Origin of the sequence: Paenibacillus gorillae, from assembly GCF_000513275.1 — a bacterium.
Lineage (GTDB): Bacteria > Bacillota > Bacilli > Paenibacillales > Paenibacillaceae > Pristimantibacillus > Pristimantibacillus gorillae.
In genome coordinates, this window is the sequence record NZ_CBVJ010000048.1 from 1 (window position 1) to 20,555 (window position 20,555).

Sequence of the window (20,555 nt, forward strand, 5' to 3'; positions counted from 1 at the left end):
TTTTTGTTATGAAACGCTCCAGAAGCTGCAGCTGTTGTGCTACTCCTGCGGCTGAACCCCTTGCAACTCCTTATATTTCCCCGCATATTTGCTGACGCTTTGCACCAAAGTCGCATGCGACCATGTGAGCGGTGCAACGGAAAGCGGCGTTCCATCGTACGGATTCAACTGCTCAGGCAGCAGGCCGCTTTGCAGCGCATGATCGACAACCCATTGCAGCGTCCGCTTTGGCCCTTCAAGATCCGTCAGCGTCAAGGCTGATTCAATCTCATAGTTGGCTACCCACAACGTACAGATAATCCACGGGTTGCCCGGAACTTTATCAATCTCGCCCGATTGCTGGAAGTAATAATCATTGGTGTAGCGGGCGATTCCGCCGATATCTGTCCGAATCTGCAGACCTTCCTTAATCGCGTGCATCGTCCTAGATACTTTGTCGTCATGCACCGGCAATACGCCAAATTCCCAAATGCCGAACACGCTGCTCTCCAGCGTCATATCCTTCACCCAGCGGTTATCCTTCTGAATAAGTCCGCGGGCGAATCTCCCGGATTCTTCATCCCACAGATGAGTTAGAATGCCCTGCTTAATTGTGCTCGCCGTATTTTTGTAATGGTCACTCCGTTCATAATCGCCGAACAACTCGGTGAAGAAGGCTGCCGCCATCAGTCCGGCATATACAGAGGAGGCTGTATACGTCCAGATGCCGTAGCGCTCCTCCCACAGATCATAGCTTGGCTTAGGCAATGAAAGCGAAGGATCGATATATTCGCTTAGGAAGGAAGCCGCCTTGCGGATGAGATTACTGTACAACGATTGCGGCAGCTCAATAACCTGATTGCGCGAATAATCCTGCCACAGCGCAAATAGAACAAGCGCCGTTTCATCCTCTTGAATCGGCAGTCTGCGGCTGCCCTGCACAATATAAGGATGCCAGCTTGAACCAACCGTGCCGTCCGGATTGTACTTGTGGTACAAGTAGCCTTCCGGAGAAAGCGCCTGTGCGCAAAATTGGAAAAATGGCGCGATCACGCTCTGATAACCGGCGAGCGACATTGCTTCCGCAATTAATGCTCCGTCACGCGGCCACATATAGCTGTAATGATCCCGGTTATATTGCAGAATATCCGTATCGTTGGCGGCCAGTATCGCTCCCCGTTCGTCCACCTGTGTCCTGACGAGCAGCAGGCTTTGCTTGAAGGCGCGCACGACCGGCTTCGGCAAATCGCCAAGCTCCGTCTCCGCACGGCGCAGCCAATGCTTCCAATAGATAACCATGCGGCTGAGCAGCTTCTCCGGATTATTGTCTTGTACATATTGATTCAGCGCTTTAACTTCCTCCAGATTTTTGCCGATCGACATCCAATAATAGATCGTCTTCTCTCCGTTTGGCGGAACGATCGTACGGAAGCTGATCGTACTGTCGACCGATCCCTGCGCAATCGTATTGCCCATCAGCACGCCATCCTCAGCATCCCGCCACGTCCCCTCAGCCGAGTGGAAACGTTTGATGCCGGTTGAATATTGCATCATTCCGCCTTCGTCGGTAGAGCCGCTGAACATGAAATAATTCGATCGCTTGTAATGGAATAACGTGTTGTTTTCCGGATAATAAGCCGCCGTATCTCCCACCTCGGAGCCTTCAATCATCAGATCCTGATGGAAAAACAGCCTGGCTTCACGAGGCTCGCTTCTCCGGTTGCGGATGACGACACGCTTAATGTAGATGCATTCCCGCTGATGGATGCCGTCGTTCATATGAAGCTCGACGTCCAGCCCGTCATGCCTTGCAATAATGTTAGTAACGAGCGAGTCCTCGATATAGTCGAGCTCGAACCTCCATTCCGGCTCATCCAGCCAGGAGAACTGCCCCCCGATCCAAATGCCGAATCTGCAATAATGACCGCCCACATGATTCAACTGGCCGACATAGGGATAATAAATATCCCGGATATAACAGTGTTGATCAAGATTTAGCAGCAGCTTGCCGTTGCCGATTACGAGATGACGGGCCATAGCTCTTTCCCCTTTCGATCCGCAAGAAGTAGTTCATACAGTGCCATGTAGGCTTTAGCCGAACGGTTCCAACTATAGTCCTCTTTTGCCGCATTGGCGACAATCTGCTTCCAAGCTTTCTCATTCTTATAGAATTGCAGGGCTCTCTTGACGGTATGCCAATAATCTTCTGCATTGTAATACGTAAAGCTGAAACCGTTCCCCTCGCCAGTATATTCATTGAAGGCGCGAACCGTATCCTTCAGCCCTCCGGTTTCTCGCACGATAGGCACAGAGCGGTAGCGCAGCGCCAGCAGCTGGCTTAAACCGCACGGTTCGAAGCGGGATGGCATCAGATACAAATCGGAGCCGGCGTATATCCTTCTCGCAAGCCGGTCGTTATAACCGAGCCATACCGCCGCTTTATCCGGATAACGGCGGACGGTGTCATTCATAAGCGCTTCATATTGCGGCTCTCCGGAGCCTAGCACGACAAGCTGCACGTCTTCTTGCATAAGCAGCTCCAGCTTGGCTGCAATGAGGTCAAATCCCTTCTGCTCCACCAGACGGGTCACGACGCCGATAAGCGGCACATCCTCCGATTGCGGCAGGCTCATCTCCCGCTGCAAATCCAGCTTGTTTTTCCGCTTGCGGCTCAATGAATTACGGTACGGCGTATGCAGCGCAGCATCATTCATCGGATCAAACAGCTGCTCGTCGATGCCGTTAAGGATGCCGCTCAGATCGTCAGAGCGGTAGCGGAGCAGCTCATCCAGCAGCTCACCATACTCCCAGCCCTGTATTTCCTTCGCATAGGTCTCGCTAACCGTCGTCAGCTTGTCCGCATACACAAGTCCGCCCTTCATGCAGCTTGCAGCCCCGTGAAACTCAAGGCCGTCCGGCCCGAACAATTCATCTCCAGCGCCGAGCAAATCCTTCAGCAGATCGATTCCGAACAAGCCCTGATACTTAAGATTGTGAATCGTAAATACAGACTTCACTCCTGCCCAAGCTGGATCATACGCATATCTTGTCCGCAGCAGGAAAGGAATGAGTCCCGTCTGCCAGTCATGACAATGAACAATATCAGGACGAAAATCAAGATAACGCGAAGCCTCCATCACCGCGAAGCAGAAAAAAACGAACCGCTCCGCATCGTCGCCATAACCATACAAGCCTCTGCGTTTGAAATAGTGCTCGTTATCGATTAAGTAATAGATAATGCCGTCAATCTCCGCCCTCAGCAGGCCGCAATATTGGTTGCGCCAGCTGAACGATACGTTAAACTCCGCAATCCGCTCGAATTTCCCGGTGTAGACCGCCGGAATTTCCTCGTATTTCGGCATAATCACTCTCGTATCCGCGCCGCCGTCTCTCAGCGCTTTCGGCAGCGCCCCGGCTACGTCTGCGAGGCCGCCTGTCTTGGCCAGCGGCACCGCCTCTGAAGTTGCAAATAATAGGTTCATTGCAATCACCCCGTTATGTCCGCAATCGTTTGGCCGCCTATTGCTGCATCCAAGCGAGCCTGGAACTATATAATTTTTCGCTTAGCTGCCAGAAACGGACTCGTCATCGTGCCGCGGATATCGCGGTCGCATTGCACCCGTACATCCTTATCCAGAATGCTGTACTGCACGATACTGTTTTCGCCGATATCGCCATTTTGCATAATGATGCTGTTGCGGACGACCGCCCCTTTTCGAATATGGACACCGCGGAAAATAATGCTGTTCTCCACTGTTCCTTCAATCCGGCAGCCGTTTGCTATCAGGGAATTGACCACCTTCGAGGTACCGAGATAACGCGCTGGCGGCTCATCCTTGCCTTTCGTGAACACAGTTCCCGGCTGGAAGAACAGCTCTCGCCATACATCCGGCCGAAGCAGGCTCATATTATGGTCGTAGTAGCTGGCAAGCGTGTTAACGACGCCCAAATAACCTTCATATTTGTAGCCGTAAATGCGAAGCTGGTCGATCCGGGAGAATATCGCATGACGGACCAGATGATCCTGCCCCTGCGCCAGCGACGTTTCTACAAGCTCCATCAGCAATTCTTTCTTCATGATGTACATCTCCATGGAGATGGTGTCGCTCAGCATCCGGCCATAATGATCCTGAATGGCTGTAATCCGGCCATCGTCGTCCATTCTCACCTTACGCGCTCTTCCGAGCAGCTGCTCCGCCTGTTCCTTGCAGACGATCGTAATATCGGCTTCCCGCTCTTGATGATATTGGATGATTGGGCCAAAATCGACGTTACATACCATATGGCTGCGCGTAATAACGACGTACTCCAGCGTTGATCGGTTAAAGTAATCGCGGTGCTGATAGAAATGATAGAGATCACCGCGGCTGATTTCCTGAATATCATCAGTTGCGGGCGGCAGCAGGAACAAGCCGCTTTGACGGTTGTTCAAGTCCCAATGGCTTCCCGAGCCCACATGATCCATGAGCGAGCGGTACTTTTTATGCGCGAAAATCGCTACTTTATGAATGCCGGAGTTAACCATGCTAGACAGCGCAAAGTCAATCAATCTGTATCTGGCGCCAAAAGGCACCGTTGCCAGGCAGCGGCTTTGCGTAAGCCGCTCCAGCTCATCCGTCTCATGAATCAAATTAATGACGCCCATCACCCGGTGTTTCATGACGGCTCCACCTCCAGCAGCATATGGTCATTTCCGACAAATTCGCCTACCGCCACAACCGTAATGGAATCGTCCTCCGGATTGCCAACCGTGACACCATCCTCGATAATAGCTCCTTCTCCGATTATGGACCGGTAGATTTTCGCTCCCTCGCCGATCCGTACGTTCGGCATAACAACCGACTCGCTTACTTCACTGTCTCTTCCCGCATGAACGCCGTAGAACAGTACGGAACGGTCAATGCTTCCTTCAATGATGCAGCCCTCTGTCACCATCGACGCCGAAAGCTTCGCATCGGGGGAGACGAACTGTGCCGGCCGGTTAGGACTGACGGAATATATACGCCATTCGGGATCTGCGAGGTCGAGTGACGGTTCATCGGCCAGCAAATCCATATTGGCCTCCCATAAGCTTTCGATTGTGCCGACATCCTTCCAATAGCCCTTGAAGGAATAGGCGCTAAGATGCAAGCCATCCTTCAGCATCGCGGGAATGATATCTTTGCCAAAGTCATGGCTGGAGCTGCGGTTGGCTTCGTCATACACCAAATATTTTTGCAGCAGCGCCCAGGAAAAGATATAGACACCCATTGAAGCGATATTGCTTTTTGGCGCTTTCGGCTTCTCTTCGAAAGCAGTAATCCGATCCTCATCGTCTACATGCATGACGCCAAACCGGCTCGCTTCCTTCCAATCCACTTCAATTCCCGCTATCGTTAAATCCGCGCCGCTGCGCTTATGGTGCTGCAGCATCAGATCATAGTCCATTTTATAAATGTGATCGCCCGAAATGACGAGCACATAACCCGGATTGTACCGCTCGATAAACGCCATATTTTGATAGATCGCATTCGCGGTTCCCGTATACCAGACTCCGCCCTTCTGCTTCACGTAAGGCGGCAGAATCGCCATCCCGCCATCCTTGCGGTCAAGTCCCCAAGGCGTGCCGATACCTAAATAGCGGTTCAGCTCAAGCGGCTGGTACTGCGTAAGCACCCCTACCGTATCAATTCCGGAATGGGCACAATTGCTAAGCGTGAAATCTATGATTCGGTATTTCCCTCCGAAGTAGACGGCTGGCTTGGCCAGATCCTTGGTTAATACGCCAAGTCTTTTTCCTTCTCCTCCGGCCAACAGCATTGCAACCATTTCTTTACGGCCCATGGACACCAACTCCTTCTTAATGTGTGTCCCCCAGATCATAGCTGAGTAATTGGAAGGATAGAGGGGGGAGATGTAGTGAAATGCTTTGGTTGTAGCCGTGCCAAGCAACGTTCTCGCTGACGATTCTCAGCGCATGCCGGGTTTCATAGCCTCCGAAGCGCTTCTCATCACTATTCATGATCAACCGGTACACGCCTGTCTCCGGCACTCCGATCCGATAGCTGGCGTAACCGGTGCGAGAGAAGTTCGCTGCGATGATGGAAAAGCTTTTTTTGCCATAACGAATAAAGGATATGATAGATTGCTGGGCATTATGAACGTCAATCCATTGAAAAGCAGCAGCGTCGCTGTCTCTTTCCCATAGCGAAGGCTCCGATATATAGAGCGCGTTGAGCGCCTGGACGTATTGCTTCATTTTCCCGTGCAAATCGTAATCAAGCAGCATCCAATCTAGCGATTCGGCATCTTTCCATTCGTCGAATTGTCCCCATTCACCGCCCATAAAGAGCAGCTTCTTACCGGGATGAGTTATCCAATAACCGTAAAACAACCGAAGCTGGGCGAACTTTTCCTCATAAGTGCCGGGCATTTTGTTGAGCAGCGAGCGTTTGCCGTGTACAACTTCATCATGTGAAAGCGGAAGTACGTAATTTTCAGAGAATGCGTAAAGCAGAGAGAAAGTTATCAGGTGGTGGTATTGCGGACGGTCAGCCGGATCATGCGACATATAACGGAGAATATCGTTCATCCAGCCCATATTCCATTTGAAATTGAATCCTAGCCCGCCTAAGTATGTAGGAGAGGTGACTGCGGGCCATGCGGAAGAATCTTCTGCAAGCATCAGTGTGTGAGGGTAATAGTGAAATACCGTTTCGTTTAATCGTTTCAAAAAACGCAGCGCGTCCAGATTGTCCGTGCCGCCAAGCTTATTCCAGGTGTACTGCTCCTGCGGTTTGTCCATATGCAAATTAATCATGCTGGCCACCGCATCGACCCGAAGGCCGTCGATATGATACATCTCCATCCAATAGACAGCATTGGAAATCAGAAAACTTACAACTTCGTTTTTGCTAAAATCAAAAGCCAATGTTCCCCATAACGGCTTATCGGCCAGCTTTTCGTCAGACCCTTCAAAGATTGGCTTACCGTCGAATAAGCGCAGCCCGTGATCGTCCCGGCAAAAATGACCAGGCACCCAATCCAGAATGACGCCGATACCGCGCTCATGGCAGCAGTCGACGAAATGCATAAGCTGCTTTGGACTGCCAAAACGGCTGGATGGAGCATAAAAGCCCGTAATTTGATAGCCCCAGGATTGATCAAAAGGGTGTTCAGCGAGCGGCATTAATTCGATATGCGTATAACCCATTTCGGCCGCGTAAGGAACCAGCTCGGAAGCAAGTTCGTCATAGGTGAGGAATACCTCTTTGCCTTTCGTCTTCCATGATCCTGCGTGCACTTCGTATACGAGCAGCGGGTTTGTATACGCCGAGCGCCCTTCCTTGCTGTTGACCCATTGTTCGTCGCGCCAAGGAAAATCATTCAAATCCGTAATGACGGAGGCGGTCAAGGGCCGCCTCTCCGCCAGAAAAGCATAGGGATCGGCTTTAAGCAGCCGTTCCCCGCTCTGCGTTCTAATCTCGTACTTATAAGTCTCGCCTTCGCCGATTCCGGCAATGAATGAAGCCCAAATACCGGTGGTGCCGATCCGTTCCATAGCGTGAATACCGCTATTCCAATCGTTAAAGCTGCCGACGATATGAACCTCAGCGGCATTTGGCGCCCATACTGCAAATCTGACACCATAAACGCCGTTCAGCTGGAGCCGGTGCGCGCCCATGTATCGATAGCTGTGATAGGCGCTTCCCTCGTTGAACAAATACAAATCGCTCATAGACAAGCCATAAGGTGCCGTTTGGATCAAGTTGGACGTTCACCTCCGCAGTTTGATTTGTACTGCAGTATCAGGATGAAATACCTATCAAACAAGATTGATCTGATTTCATTATACATCTTCCCTTGAAAAATGACACCCCATTTTCAAAACATGTCAGATTAACTCACATAAATCTAACCTTTACTGTTTGCCATCACTCTCTGTATGTAATAATGTTTGGCGCAGTAACCCTTCGTCGCTGCCTCTTTTGTGCAGCTGACCCATTTGCAAGTCGCTTTGATTTTCTCCTTTCTTGGTCTTACGGTCATCGGATCACCATGTCTAAGCATTCTTTGGTGATGCATGGAACATAACTGTTTTGCTTTGATCGGTTTATTGCAATTTTCCATGCTGCAAATATCCATGTTGTAAGACTACCCCTCCAATTATGTACAAAACATCTCTGTCTATAACAATAGTATAAGGATGTTAAGAGGAAATAAAGTGTTCAAAAAGCGGAAAATACCACCTATAACGCATAAGCCGCTGTTTTTCCGGCGACAGCTTGCCTCTGAAGCTCCTAAGTTTAAATAATTAAACAAGCGGTAATGAAATTCCTGTTAAACCCACTAATTAATTCAAATTACTTGTACAGGGGTATAACTTCTCTTATACTCGTTTAGTAATAACGAAACTGGGAGGAAGGCTGTCTTTGGATTTGTATCATCATATTTTTCTAATTCTGGACCGGCCGATGGCCATCATCCGCAATCTGCACAATACCGCAAGCCTAGTCGAAGCTAACGATGCTTTCAGCCGTTTAATGGGCTGTTCGATAGAAGAGTTGAAAGGACGCTGTGCATGCAGCATCATTGAGCAGTATTCCGTACAAGCCGCTGCCCGGCCTTATCAAAGGGAAACCTATCTCTGTACAGGCAAGCGCAGCATGCCGATCCGCATGGACCATACGCCATTGCCTTACATTAACGAGGAAACGGGTAATCTGTCTCTCATCCAAGTCGAGGACCTTAGTGCACTGAGATGGATCGAAGAGCAATTTGAGCACAATAAAGTGCTCATCAGCGGCATTGTCGACTCTACTTATCACATCCGCATATTGAGAGATTTCTACGCGCCGCTGCTGCTAAAGCCGGAACAAACCTTGGAAGACGAAAATTTTCTGCAATTTATTTCCGAGCAAGAATTTGAACGGATTCAGAAAGCGCTTGAAACCGCTGGTAAACTAAAAAAAGCGAATAATATTAAAGTAAAAACAAACAAGCTTGGTGGGGTAGAGTTTGAGCTCTCGATTACGTTTACCCCTATCTACGACGGCTTCGGCAGCGTCAGGGAATACGCATTCGTCATATGGGATTTGAAGCCCGTTAGCGAAGGTATTGATTCCTCTATGAGGCTGAAAATATGGATGGCAAAGCGTGATATGAGCGCGATTCAATTATCAGCCGCTACCCACATTTCGCTTCAGACGATATCCAAGCTCAGAAACGGAAAAATCGAAAAGCCCCAGCGGCTCACAGCTGAACTGATCGCTTCGGAGCTAAAAGTCGACGTGGCGGAAATATGGCCAGAGGTACGGCGCGGTCGTTAGTCCGCCCTGCAGCTCCGGCCATCCCGCTCTTGTCATGCTATAGAGCTAAACTTGGCAGCGCACGGTCTAAAAACCGTGTTGGCTCGCCGGTACTAAAAATGTGCAAATCATGCATCGCCCGGGTACAAGCGGTATAGAAAAGTCTCCGCTCGCTTTCCTGGCAGTAGACATCATTCGAAGCATCAAAAATAATGACCGCGTCAAACTCAACGCCCTTAGCCAAATACGAAGGAATTACGACCGTCCCTTGTTCAAAGGTGACGGTTTCTTTGGCAATAAGCCGGATTTCCGGATTCGACTCCCTTAACGCCTCGTAAGCCTGCCCGCTTTCCTTGGCCGTCTTAGCTATTACAGCGATAGATTGCGCGCCGTCCTTCCGGAAAGCGGAGATTTTCTCCTTAATCAGACGGATATGCTCGTTCTGGTCGTTCACAACCGTAATTGTAGGCATATCTCCATGCCGATTGAATGGTATAATCTGTTCTCCGTCCTCGATCATTAGGCTCGTAAAGTCGATGATCTCCCTCGTCGAACGATAGCTGCGGTTCAAGATGATCTTCTCCGTCTCTGCCTCGGTGAACAGTTCGGACAGCGGCTGAAAGCCGTTGCCGCCCGTCGCATGGGCAAAGATCGACTGGTTAACGTCGCCCAGCACCGTCATTTTAGCCATTGGGAAGATGCGCTTCAAGTAATGAAATTGGAACGGCGAATAATCCTGCGCCTCGTCAATGAACAAATGGCGGACTGAAGTATTCGTCTGGAATCCTTCGATCAAATCTTTCAGATATAAATATGGCGTTGCGTCCTCATAATGCAGCACACCAGCAGCAAGCTGCTCAAGCGTCAGCCCGCAAATTTGCTCCCAATCCTCAGGAATCGAAGATTGCCCGCCATTCAAAAGGCCGATTGCCTTGGCCGGGTCCGCGAACAACTCACGATAAATTGAAGGCATATCGATGAACTTCAGCTTCTTCACCCTGCTGCGCAGCCGTTTGAAGCGTTCTTGAACGATCATCGCGGCCAGTATATCCTTCTCCCGGTCCAAGTCGCCGAAGGAGTCGTCCGTCAGCTGTTCCTTACGCAGCAGTTCGTTAAATGCATGCATATAGGCTTCATTGTCCAGAAGCTCCATCTCATCCTCAACCCATTGCTTCTTGCGCTCTTTGCGGCTCAGAATGGTCAATTCCTTAAGCAGCCATTCCGAAAGCATCCGAATCCGGTTCGACAGCGACAGCGTGCCGTTCAAGCTATAAAATCGCTCCTGTATCGCCTCTGCGGAGATCAGATTCCGGCCGCGGAATTTGATAGCCTTGAACCTTAGTCCAGTCTCACTTAACGAATCGGCGTAACGAACGATCAGCGACATAAACGAGGCGCTGCTTTTGTAACGGATCGCAGCCAGCCGCGTCTCATACTCTGGCTGACCAATCGCTCCAAGCGTATATTCCATTTGTGCAAAAGGATCCTCCATCGCAAACGACTGGCCTAACCGGTGTTCGACATATTGCTGATAAGTCGTCTGCTGCATGTTCTGTTCGCCTAGCTCAGGCAATACAGTCGATACGTAGCTGTTGAACATCGGGTTCGGCGAAAAAAGTACAACCTGATCAGCCGTCAACGTATCGCGGTAACGGTATAGCAAGTAAGCGATCCGCTGCAGTGCCGCCGAAGTTTTCCCGCTGCCAGCCGCTCCCTGCACGACCAGCAGCTTCGCCCGCTCATTGCGGATAATAAGGTTCTGCTCGCGTTGAATAGTAGCGACGATGCTTTTCATTTGAGCGTCCGACTGTTTGCCTAGCACTTCCTGCAGCAGTTCATCGCCGATCGTAACTCCGGTATCGAACATGCCGGCAATATTGCCGCGGCGGATGACATATTGCCGTTTCAGCGTCATCTCACCTTCAATTTCCCCTGTAGGCGTATCATATTTCGCCGGTCCCGGCGAGTAATCGTAATAAAGGCTGGACACGGGTGCCCGCCAATCATAAATTAAATAGTTTGTTCCGCTCTCATCAAGCAGAGACCCGACGCCCAAATAAATCGACTCAGATTCGCCCTCGCCATTCGTTTCTTGAACGAAGTCGACACGGCCAAAGTACGGCGTTTGCTCCAGCTTCAACAGCAGCTTCAACTGGCGCTCAGCACGCCCATGCGCGTGCTCGCGCTCGATAAGCACCTCTGCCTGCTGCTTCAAACTGGCTGCCGTCTCCGCCGCTTCCGCGGCATCTTCGAAGTTGACGGTCACGTCGTCCCAGAAATCACGCCTGATGTCGACAATATCTGTACGCACTTCGCCAGTCTGCTCTCGCAGCGTATTTATTTGTTCGCTTATCCAGCCAACGACCCGGTCGACGCGCTTCTGTTCTGCCTTGATCTGTTCATCCTCCATCGTTCCTAATCGCTCCTTTATGCGTAAGTATTGAGTTATTGTATCATTGCCGATTTGTCCTAAGGAAAGGATTTTGCTATTGCCCATAACCGGACGAGCGATTATAATGACTAGGGCAGAAATACTATCATACACGTTGCTCTGTGCCACAGCAAGCCGCGGTTCGCAAACTCCCGCGTTATCAAAACTAGGAGGTTCGTTTCACTATGTTTAATTTGTCGTTAGGCGTCTTCTTTATGCTTGTTCATTTCTCTCTTTTTCTTCTCTCTTACCGGCTGTTCGGCCGGATCGGCGTATACGCCTGGATTGGAATGGCTACTGTCCTTGCCAATATTCAGGTCGTCAAGACGATTGATATGCCTTTTGGCATCGTCATTACACTTGGCAACACGATGTACGGCACGATCTATTTGGCTTCCGACTTGCTGAACGAGAAGTATGGCGAGAAAGCAGCCAAAAAAGCAGTATGGTTCGGCTTCTTCACCTTACTCGCTTCAACAGCCATTATGCAGCTGGCTCTTCTGTTCGAGCCTTCCGCCAACGAAATGGCGCAGCAATCGCAAGATGCGATGAAGACGATATTTGGCCTGCTGCCGCAAATTGCGCTTGGCAGTCTATGCGCTTACTTTGTCAGCCAGTTTCTCGATGTTCGTATTTATTCCATGCTGAAGCGGGCTTTTCCCGCACCAAATCAGCTTTGGATTCGAAATAACGGAAGCACCATTGTCAGCCAGCTTGTCGACACCCTTATTTTCTGCACGATTGCATTCGCTGGCATGTATGAGATGAATGTGTGGCTTTCCGTATTTTTATCCACCTATATCATTAAATTCCTCGTCTCGGTTTGCTCTACTCCATTCCTCTATGCGGCAAGGAGCTTCAAGTTTAAAGAGGAGCAGCAGTAGAACAGCGGGCGTATCTAAAAAAAGGCAACCGTCATTTCGACGAATTGCCTTTTTGCTGTTTATTGCGAAAAACCGATATCGCCCAGCACTACCTTGCCAGGACCTTCTTCCACACGGAACGATATTTCAGCCACCTGCAAATCGGATAATGGAACTCCCGCTTCCTCGGCAAAATGGGCGAGCGGCAGTCTGTAGGTTTGGAATACCGGTTCTGCGGAATCTTTATACTTGCCGTCTTTAATTCGCTTCTCCAGCCAAGGGATGGTCAGATAGGTAGAATCGAACGGATTCGGAACCTCCATGAACTGATCGAGAGGCAGCTCTACGCTGCTGCCATCGGTTGTCACAATCTCGATCGCGATGTTTGGCTGCGGCGGCAATGTCGTTGAAGCGGCATCTGCTGCACTTCCCGCAGACACATCTTCCGTATTCTCCGCCTCTAATTCCATTACAAGATTGGCAATCGAGAACGTAAGTACATGCTGCTCCTCTTCCGCGACTGCAGTGCTGTACGATTCGGGAAGATTTAACGTCAAAGATCCGCTGTCTTCCCATTCGATAACGACGCCTTTTGTCCCTTTACTACTATCATCATCCAACGAACTGGAATTCGACATCTGAAGCATACCATCGGTCTCCAGCTTCCCGCCTGCAGGCAACTTCGCCTTGTTCGAATCTTCCGGGAATGTTGCGGCCGCGGCAAAGCTGGAATCCTCGTAGCGGCTCACATACCCGGTCGATGCAGGCAGCCAATCCGCTCCAGAACGATAATCCTGGAATAACGGCTCGTAGCCCACTTGACTGTTCAATGTGGTTTCAAGGAAAGCAGATACATATACTTTCGCAATTAGCCTTTGCTCCTCGGCTTTCAGCATCCCTTTCTGATTCAGCAGCAAACCTCCCGGCAAGCTTTCATCCATCGTACCCCAATCAGAGTTGAACCGGCTGTGATTAGCTTCTGCGATATATAGCGATGCTTTGAAGTGATTCGTCTTATCTTGCGAGAAACTAGTCCGGCTATACTGCCGATCGCCAAAAAAGCTGTTTACATCCGCATCGCGTGCACCTTGCAGCGTCAAATAATTGACATCCTGAAGCATTGCCAGCTTATCGTCAATTTCCTTATCGGTTGGCGCCAGCGCAACAACGGATTGAATATGGAGCGAATCCAGACTGTCCAAGGACTTGTCCTCGGCGAACCATTGGTCCCTGTCTGCAGCCATCGCTACAGCTTGACCTCCCCTGGAATGGCCAACAAGTGCAACCTGCTCCAAATTCACTTTCCCGTAAAAAGCATTGCCCGGCTGCTCGCTGAACGTCTGGATTTGCTGCAAATGCTTAAGCAGCATCCACGCCCGGACTTTGAAATCTTGGTCCGGGATGCCCGACCATGCAGAATAATTCAAGAAGTTCTCATCCACCGAGACAGCGATCATCCCCCGGCTTGCCAGAAGCTCACCCAAATAGCGGTAGCCGCCGTCAGAGAAATCCTCCATCAGATGATTGCCGTGAACGATCAGAACGAGCGGGAACTCCCCTTCTCCCTCCGGCATCCAGACGGTTCCATTTACAGGCAGCTGCTCCTCGTCAAATCCCCAAAACAGCTCTTTCAGCCACGGCCAGTTTTTTATATAACCGGAAGCGTCTACGGAGGCGGTAATTAACTCGGTTCCACTGTGGAAGGATTTGCGCTGACGATCGTCGCCGCTTCCGTAAGTAAACTCCCGGTATTGGTAGCTTCCGGGCTCCGACGGATCCCCTAATTGAAGCTGCTCCGGTCCAGTAACGGCTGGGGAGCTAACGTCTGCAGCTGCTGAATCCGCATCATGCAGTGAAGAAGATGAAGAGGGCTCTGCGACTCCCAGCGGATATAAGATAGCGGCCGCCGAAATGGCTGATATCGCAGCTGCAGCCGCGACCCACTTCACACCTCTAAGCTTATAGCGCCAGATCCAGCCCGCTGCAATGCCGATAAATGCACCTACAATTGCAAAAGCTCCGGCCATCCATATGGACGGCCAAACGCCAAATGATAAGTTGAAAAAGACGAAATAAGCTAAAGTCGCCGTATAGCCTAGAAATCCAAGAAATAAACGCGGTACCGCCAAATGCATCAATGATAACAGTATGGCAATAGCTTGGGCAGCAAAAATAAGTACGAATCCGCTTGCCAGGACAAATGCTCCAATATCAGCAACTGCGCCAAAACCCGTAGGCATTCCAAGCGCTGCAAGCCCGGATAAAAACGAGCTGAAAATGAGCAGTGCAGCCGAGCTGCATCGCCAAATATAGCTGTCATGCTCCAGACGGTTAGCGATCCGTTTGCTCAGCCAATGCGCAAACCTCTTTTTCCTTGGCGGAGCTAGATTTAGCTGGAGGTCCATAACGGCTCCGTTTGTTTGACAAACAGCCAATTGCGCCCGTCTCTGCGCTCCACTTCAACTGGTACATCAAAAAACCGGCTCATTACACCCGACGTCAACACCTGCTCCGTTGCACCGGAATCAAACACCTCTCCTTGCTTCAGCAGCAAGCTCTTATTGAAACAAGGCAATATTTCCTCCACATGATGGGTAACGTAAATGACAGTTGGCGCATCCTCGCGAGCGACGACTTTATTGATCATCCCAAGCAATTGCTCTCTTGCAAACACGTCCAGACCTGTACAAGGTTCATCCAAAATAAGCAATTGAGGCTTCGCCATCAAAGCTCTGGCAATCAGAATCCGCTGCCGCTGTCCTTGGGACAGCGTATCGTAGGTGCGGCTGACAAGCGATGAGCAGCCAAGGCTATTCATTAATGACAGCGCCTGCTCCTTATCTTCTTCATTTGTCTGGTCATATAGACCAATTGTGGCAAACTTTCCGCTAAGCACAATATTAAGCGCCTTTTCGCTGCCGTACAGCTTTTGCTGAAGCGATGTGCTGACCCAGCCGATGCTTTTGCGAAGCTCACGCAAATCGTATTCACCGAATTTTTTGCCAAGTACTTCGATCTGACCTTTTGTTGGCCAGATATATCCATTTATCATATTGAGCAGTGTTGTTTTACCCGATCCGTTAAGGCCAAGCAGGCACCAGTGCTCACCATTCTTAACCTGCCAGTCAACATCCTTTAATATCATTTCATCATTGCGTTCCCAACAAGCGTTATGAATATCAATAATCATCGTCCGTTCCCTCCCATATAGAGAATTATAGGTAAATTTCGCAGACCATTCAATCCAAATTTAATGTCAATACAGGGATGCGTTTTCGGCAGAAAGGAAATCTGTCTGCGAACATGGTACAATAGAACGTACAGAATAGATTTGAAGTAAATTATTTAGGAGTGAACCTTTACGATGAAACCAAATCAATTAAAGCAATGGGCGCACTTTTTTCTAACGTATAAATTTGCACTTGATGAAGTAGAGACGAAGCTCAACATACTTAACGAGGAATTTCAATTTATTCATGACTACAACCCGATCGAGCATGTAAAGACGCGGATCAAGACGCCGGAAAGCGTAATGGAGAAGCTTAGACGCAAAAATCTCGACATCTCGCTGGAAAATGCCAAATCGCACATTCGGGATATAGCTGGGGTACGGGTTATTTGCTCTTTTTCAAACGACATCTACCACATTCTTGACATGATCTGCAAGCAATCCGACGTTAAAGTCATTGAAGTGAAGGATTATGTCAAAAATCCAAAGCCTAATGGCTACAAAAGCGTTCATCTGATTGTAGAGATTCCTGTCTTTCTTACAAATCGCATGGAAAACGTCTTAGTCGAGATTCAAATCCGGACAAGTGCGATGGATTTCTGGGCCAGTCTGGAGCATAAAATTTATTACAAATTCCATGAGGGCATCCCTCCGGAAATTAGACAACAATTGAAGGAATCCGCGGACATGATCAGTGCGCTTGATCAGCGGATGCTTTCGTTGAATGAGAGAGTTCTTCAGCATTTTGCGCTTACGATTGAATAATCGGGGCATTCGAGCTAACCCAGGGGTCGCTGCGCGCTTTGGTTCATGCTGCCATTCTTGATTCCATTATCTATCGCTAACACGATGAATGATGGATAGAATCTTCAAAAAGTCATCCTGAACTCAAATCGCTCCGCTCTCCCTTGTGCCCCCGCTTCTCCAAGTGTTTGTCGGATACGAGGGAATGGTTTACTTGTTCATCAATTGGCTCATATTACCCACAGTTGAGCTGTAACGAGCAGGGTTTGTGCAACATGACAACAATCAAAATGTAAAACTACAGTTTGTTCGTCTATTATTCGACGATTTATCGCTTCAAAATGTAAATGTGCAGGTTGATCGGCCTAAAAGGCGTCAAATTAGCTGAATTGAGCGTTTTCAAATGTACTTTTACATTTTGATCGGTGTTTTTAGCATTTTGAGGTTCATCAACCTGCACTTTTGCATTTTGATTGTTACTCGCGCCTTCATGGCTATTTAGTAACAGTTTACAATTACACTGCAGGCTATCAAGAATTTGTCGACAGATTTATCTTCTCACCAAAAAGAAACCCTGCGTTTTTGCGAACGCAGGGTTTCTTTTTGATTGGGAATCATTTAAAAGGTTGAAGCCATCATTGGCTTCGGAATAAAGTTGACCTGGCCTTCAGGTTAGGTCACCGCGTAATAAAGCGGGACAATAACAGCGGAGAGCAAAATAGCAATCAAACCGATCGCAATCGCCCAGCCGCCAAGAGCACGAGCCCCTTGACGGTAGGCCATATAGCCAAGCGCAACTGAGGATAAGCCCATCAACACTGGCCATAAGAACCAGGAGGCGACTGCAAACACCAGCGAAACCCATCCCAGCGCGGTCCCGCCGCTTTCTTCTCTCTCGACTGCTTCTTCCCTTTCTTCCCTTGGCACATACGAGACAGTGCTGCCGACCGCAAAGTCGGAAGCCATCTCCTCATTCAGATCATTATAATAATTATTGCTAATTCCCGGCAGCCCATTTGGAGCCGCTACATTGTAAGTCGGAAAATCTGTTTTTTCGGGCCGGTCTTCATCGTTCCAGTCCTTCTCGCGTTCATCCCTTCGGTCCGTAGCCATCCCTGGTCACCCCTTCGGTTTGAATGTGTCGCAACAAGTCGCGGACGATTGAGTCGCTTGATCCTGATGAAACAATCCCAGATCGTCAGAAGCGAATTCTTCGCCGAATCCGGCATGCTGATCAATATCAATGGAAATAGATTCAGCGTTGCAATTATTTCCTTCCTTCCAGAACGAGCAATTCGATACGCTGCAGGTTACGCCTTTTGGCATAATCAAAATCACCTCCGGTATCAAGTTTCCCTGATCGGAGGTGATTCATTCTGCCTTATTTTTGCCCTTGCATACGGCGCTGCGTCATGTAGTCATTCTCATAGTAAGCCAATTCATCGCGCAGCTCTTCGTATATTTTGGACATGCTCAGCACGATAGTGCGCGCTTCGCGTACCGGTTTGAAGCGGAAGCGAATCGCATCTTGACCCGTGTATGCATAGCGGCCGTCCTCGGAGTAGCATTCGTTTTTCGGGTAGAAAAACGCATTGACACATTGATGATACACTTCATACAACGCACGCTCTGCAAAATCATTATCGAAATTGGGTCTTCTGAGCAATACGCCAAGTTTCTCAACCGAAACTTCAGAAAACACCAGCAAATGTCTCAGATCGGACAGCAGTCCTTTATAAAAGGTTTGTGCTTCGTCGCCGTTATCATCACCGGCCAGTTGATTGAGCGCGTATTGGTTTAGAAACGGTTCCAGCCCATTGATTGCATCCTTCAGCTTGCTTCTTGTCGCTTCGCTAAGCGCTTTAGTATTTGTCGATGGCATCGTAAGTAGTTCCCCTTTCTTCATCCAAAACAAAAAAACTCAGGCATCAACATAGTACCACAAATTGCTTTCGGATGGTACTGGCGTTTCTGACAAAGTGGCCGCATATTTTTACTCGTGCAATCGGAATCTATAGGGAGAGCGATCATAATCGTTATCTGCACAGGAGGTGCCGTACAAACATGCAAAAAAAGTGGATCGGCGTATTCTCGGTATTGGCAGCAGCTACTTTACTTATACCTGCAGCCCCCCTATTTATTCCAGATCGAACGCCTTCAGCTCCAAAATCATCAACTTTATCGGTTAAACATGAACATGCACAAAAGCTTAAGACGTTAAACAGCGATATGGAAGCTACATCGTTGCTATGCACAAGTGAATGCTCCAAAGAATTTTACAAGCTCATGTCCGCAACCGATGGCGGCAAAGGAAAAACGGGCAAGATCGATCAGATGATGGACACGCATAAACATATGTCCTATATAAGCTGGCTCTCCGGAGATCGCAGCGTAGATCGGGGCACATTGCCGAAAACATCAGATAAAATAGCGGAGCGTTATGTTACTGAAGCCAAGACTCATGCCAAACAAGGACATAAATATGTTTCTAAAGCTTTCGTGGGCGACAATGGCAGCCGTTTCATCGTACTTGGTGTACCTGATTCGAAGCATCAAGGCATAGCAGTGATCGGCGTTATTAAGCAGGACATCGTTACACAGGTGGAGAGACATCAGAAACGTAATTTACGGCTTGTTCCTTATCCGGCGGAAGGCAACTATCGGATCGAGTCGGTCAAGCCGAATTCAACGACCGATACAACGGTACGAACCGGTGAAGACAATGGAAATGCCAGCCACTACCATGTGCGCGACGTCGTCGTTCATTTTGCCAATAAGCCCTCTGAGCACCAAATGAACCAAATTAAATCCAAAATCAATGCCCATACGGTTCAACAAATTGGCGATACTTATGTGTTCCGGTCAAAAAGCATGGATGCAGAGAAAATGATTAAATATTTCCGCAAATCCTGGAAAACCGAATACGTTGAGCCGCATTATTTATATATGACGAATGAGGCAGCACCTAATGATGCGCTTTATTCCGAATACCAATGGAACCTGCCTTCCATTAAAACGGAGCTTGGCTGGGATATATCCAAAGGCAATGACCATGTGCTTGTAGCTGTTCTGGATACGGGCGTTCAGGCCGATCACCCGGATCTTAAAGGCAAACTGAGCGGCGGAACGAACATCGTAGACAGCGCAGCTAAGCCAGACGATGACGTGGGCCATGGCACCCACGTATCCGGCATTATTGGCGCGACCGTCAACAACGGAGAAGGCGTGGCAGGTCTTTCCTGGTATAACAAAGTGATGCCGGTCAAAGTGCTGGACAGCAGCGGTGCCGGCTCGGCATATTCCGTAGCTCAAGGCATCATATGGGCAACTGATCATGGAGCAAAGGTTATTAATATGAGCTTGGGCAACTACGCTCAAGCAGATTTCCTTCATGATGCGGTCAAATACGCCTATGATCATGATGTCGTTCTTGTTGCAGCCAGCGGCAACGACAACACGGAGCGTCCTGGCTACCCTGCCGCCTATCCGGAAGTTTTCGCTGTAGCAGCCACCGATGCGAAGAAACAAAGAGCTTCCTTCTCGAACTACGGAGATTATATTGACGTGGCCGCTCCGGGAGACAGCATTGCCAGCACCTATCCTGGCAGCCAATATGCCGCTTTATCCGGCACTTCGATGGCCACTCCCCATGTAGCTGCGTTAGCTGGTCTGATTCGGTCGGTAAATCCCGATTTGACCAATGTAGAGGTCATGGACATTATGCGCAAATCGGCTGAAGATTTGGGCGATGCCGGCAAAGATAATTATTTCGGCTACGGGCTCATCGATGTTGATACAGCGTTGAAAACCGCATCCCAATACGGGACAGCCTCACTGCAAACCTATCCAATGCAGGTGAAGAAGCGGCTCAATGCCATTACGCGAAAATACAGCAAGTAATATCGATTAACGTAAAAGAACCTCAATTTCACTTTACAGTGGAAATGAGGTTCTTTTTCGGCTATAGGCCATCTTTCTTTCTAAAAGTGGCAGTAGTGCTTAAATCGTACGACGCCTATTCA

15 protein-coding genes are annotated in these 20,555 nt (G+C 49.2%); 4 read left to right on the forward strand and 11 right to left on the reverse strand.

Features of this window, described 5'->3' with window-relative positions; all coding sequences use genetic code 11:
- Positions 1-39 precede the first annotated feature (39 nt).
- From TY10_RS09255 to glgB, 5 genes are all read right to left on the reverse strand, one after another.
- A complete protein-coding gene (locus TY10_RS09255; protein ID WP_042162734.1) occupies positions 40-2,016 on the reverse strand; it encodes a glycoside hydrolase family 15 protein in 1,977 nt (658 codons plus the stop codon).
- Positions 1,998-3,461 carry a glycogen synthase GlgA gene (gene glgA / locus TY10_RS09260; RefSeq protein ID WP_042162735.1) on the reverse strand — a complete coding sequence of 488 codons (1,464 nt, stop codon included), beginning with the start codon at positions 3,459-3,461 and terminating at the stop codon, positions 1,998-2,000. Before glgA ends, TY10_RS09255 begins: the two co-directional genes overlap by 19 nt.
- 65 nt (positions 3,462-3,526) lie before the next feature.
- A complete protein-coding gene (gene glgD, locus TY10_RS09265; RefSeq protein ID WP_042162737.1) occupies positions 3,527-4,639 on the reverse strand; it encodes a glucose-1-phosphate adenylyltransferase subunit GlgD in 1,113 nt (370 codons plus the stop codon).
- Positions 4,636-5,802, reverse strand: coding sequence for a glucose-1-phosphate adenylyltransferase (locus tag TY10_RS09270; protein WP_042162738.1), 1,167 nt, complete (start codon positions 5,800-5,802; stop codon positions 4,636-4,638). Before TY10_RS09270 ends, glgD begins: the two co-directional genes overlap by 4 nt.
- Positions 5,803-5,818: 16 nt before the next feature.
- Positions 5,819-7,726, reverse strand: coding sequence for a 1,4-alpha-glucan branching protein GlgB (gene glgB, locus TY10_RS09275; protein ID WP_238327520.1), 1,908 nt, complete (start codon positions 7,724-7,726; stop codon positions 5,819-5,821).
- 664 nt (positions 7,727-8,390) lie between these two features.
- On the opposite strand from glgB, the gene TY10_RS09285 reads away from it, so the two are divergent.
- On the forward strand, positions 8,391-9,287 hold the full coding sequence (locus TY10_RS09285) for a helix-turn-helix domain-containing protein (protein ID WP_042162740.1): 897 nt from the start codon (positions 8,391-8,393) through the stop codon (positions 9,285-9,287).
- 37 nt (positions 9,288-9,324) lie between these two features.
- Here TY10_RS09285 and helD read toward each other — a convergent pair whose 3' ends face one another.
- Entirely contained in the window at positions 9,325-11,676 is a 2,352-nt protein-coding gene (gene helD / locus TY10_RS09290; protein ID WP_042162741.1) for an RNA polymerase recycling motor HelD, read from the reverse strand.
- A gap of 206 nt (positions 11,677-11,882) precedes the next feature.
- Here helD and TY10_RS09295 point away from each other — a divergent pair, with 206 nt between their 5' ends.
- Entirely contained in the window at positions 11,883-12,581 is a 699-nt protein-coding gene (locus tag TY10_RS09295) for a queuosine precursor transporter (RefSeq protein WP_042162742.1), read from the forward strand.
- A gap of 59 nt (positions 12,582-12,640) precedes the next feature.
- On the opposite strand, the gene TY10_RS09300 is transcribed toward TY10_RS09295, so the two are convergent.
- Positions 12,641-14,965: a poly(ethylene terephthalate) hydrolase family protein gene (locus TY10_RS09300; RefSeq protein WP_042162744.1), complete on the reverse strand. Its 2,325-nt coding sequence runs from the start codon at positions 14,963-14,965 to the stop codon at positions 12,641-12,643.
- Positions 14,950-15,750, reverse strand: a complete 801-nt coding sequence (locus TY10_RS09305) for an ABC transporter ATP-binding protein (protein ID WP_081735177.1) — start codon at positions 15,748-15,750, stop codon at positions 14,950-14,952. Before TY10_RS09305 ends, TY10_RS09300 begins: the two co-directional genes overlap by 16 nt.
- 174 nt (positions 15,751-15,924) lie before the next feature.
- Between TY10_RS09305 and TY10_RS09310 the strand changes: the two genes are divergently transcribed.
- Positions 15,925-16,554, forward strand: a complete 630-nt coding sequence (locus TY10_RS09310; RefSeq protein WP_042162745.1) for a GTP pyrophosphokinase — start codon at positions 15,925-15,927, stop codon at positions 16,552-16,554.
- A 651-nt stretch (positions 16,555-17,205) separates the two neighbouring features.
- Here TY10_RS09310 and TY10_RS09315 read toward each other — a convergent pair.
- Genes TY10_RS09315 through TY10_RS09325 form a run of 3 tightly spaced genes read right to left on the reverse strand, consistent with a single transcriptional unit; the run spans position 17,206 to position 18,415 of the window.
- On the reverse strand, positions 17,206-17,646 hold the full coding sequence (locus tag TY10_RS09315) for a hypothetical protein (protein WP_052350450.1): 441 nt from the start codon (positions 17,644-17,646) through the stop codon (positions 17,206-17,208).
- 6 nt (positions 17,647-17,652) lie between these two features.
- The gene (locus TY10_RS09320) at positions 17,653-17,859 is read right to left on the reverse strand and encodes a DUF1540 domain-containing protein (protein WP_042162746.1); all 207 of its coding nucleotides are present in this window, start codon (positions 17,857-17,859) and stop codon (positions 17,653-17,655) included.
- Positions 17,860-17,914: 55 nt separating this feature from the next.
- On the reverse strand, positions 17,915-18,415 hold the full coding sequence (locus TY10_RS09325; RefSeq protein ID WP_042162747.1) for a YpuI family protein: 501 nt from the start codon (positions 18,413-18,415) through the stop codon (positions 17,915-17,917).
- A gap of 182 nt (positions 18,416-18,597) precedes the next feature.
- Between TY10_RS09325 and TY10_RS09330 the strand changes: the two genes are divergently transcribed.
- A complete protein-coding gene (locus TY10_RS09330; protein ID WP_042162748.1) occupies positions 18,598-20,433 on the forward strand; it encodes a S8 family peptidase in 1,836 nt (611 codons plus the stop codon).
- Positions 20,434-20,555: the final 122 nt, after the last annotated feature.

Excerpts from the sequence above, each read along its gene's own strand:
- glgA (WP_042162735.1), bottom strand. The coding sequence starts at position 3,461 with ATGAACCTATTATTTGCAACTTCAGAGGCGGTGCCGCTGGCCAAGACA.
- TY10_RS09295 (WP_042162742.1), top strand. The coding sequence starts at position 11,883 with ATGTTTAATTTGTCGTTAGGCGTCTTCTTTATGCTTGTTCATTTCTCT.
- helD (WP_042162741.1), bottom strand. The coding sequence starts at position 11,676 with ATGGAGGATGAACAGATCAAGGCAGAACAGAAGCGCGTCGACCGGGTC.
- TY10_RS09310 (WP_042162745.1), top strand. The coding sequence starts at position 15,925 with ATGAAACCAAATCAATTAAAGCAATGGGCGCACTTTTTTCTAACGTAT.
- TY10_RS09330 (WP_042162748.1), top strand. The coding sequence starts at position 18,598 with ATGCAAAAAAAGTGGATCGGCGTATTCTCGGTATTGGCAGCAGCTACT.
- TY10_RS09305 (WP_081735177.1), bottom strand. The coding sequence starts at position 15,750 with ATGATTATTGATATTCATAACGCTTGTTGGGAACGCAATGATGAAATG.
- TY10_RS09270 (WP_042162738.1), bottom strand. The coding sequence starts at position 5,802 with ATGGGCCGTAAAGAAATGGTTGCAATGCTGTTGGCCGGAGGAGAAGGA.
- TY10_RS09315 (WP_052350450.1), bottom strand. The coding sequence starts at position 17,646 with ATGGCTACGGACCGAAGGGATGAACGCGAGAAGGACTGGAACGATGAA.
- glgD (WP_042162737.1), bottom strand. The coding sequence starts at position 4,639 with ATGAAACACCGGGTGATGGGCGTCATTAATTTGATTCATGAGACGGAT.
- TY10_RS09255 (WP_042162734.1), bottom strand. The coding sequence starts at position 2,016 with ATGGCCCGTCATCTCGTAATCGGCAACGGCAAGCTGCTGCTAAATCTT.
- TY10_RS09320 (WP_042162746.1), bottom strand. The coding sequence starts at position 17,859 with ATGCCAAAAGGCGTAACCTGCAGCGTATCGAATTGCTCGTTCTGGAAG.
- TY10_RS09300 (WP_042162744.1), bottom strand. The coding sequence starts at position 14,965 with ATGGACCTCCAGCTAAATCTAGCTCCGCCAAGGAAAAAGAGGTTTGCG.
- TY10_RS09325 (WP_042162747.1), bottom strand. The coding sequence starts at position 18,415 with ATGCCATCGACAAATACTAAAGCGCTTAGCGAAGCGACAAGAAGCAAG.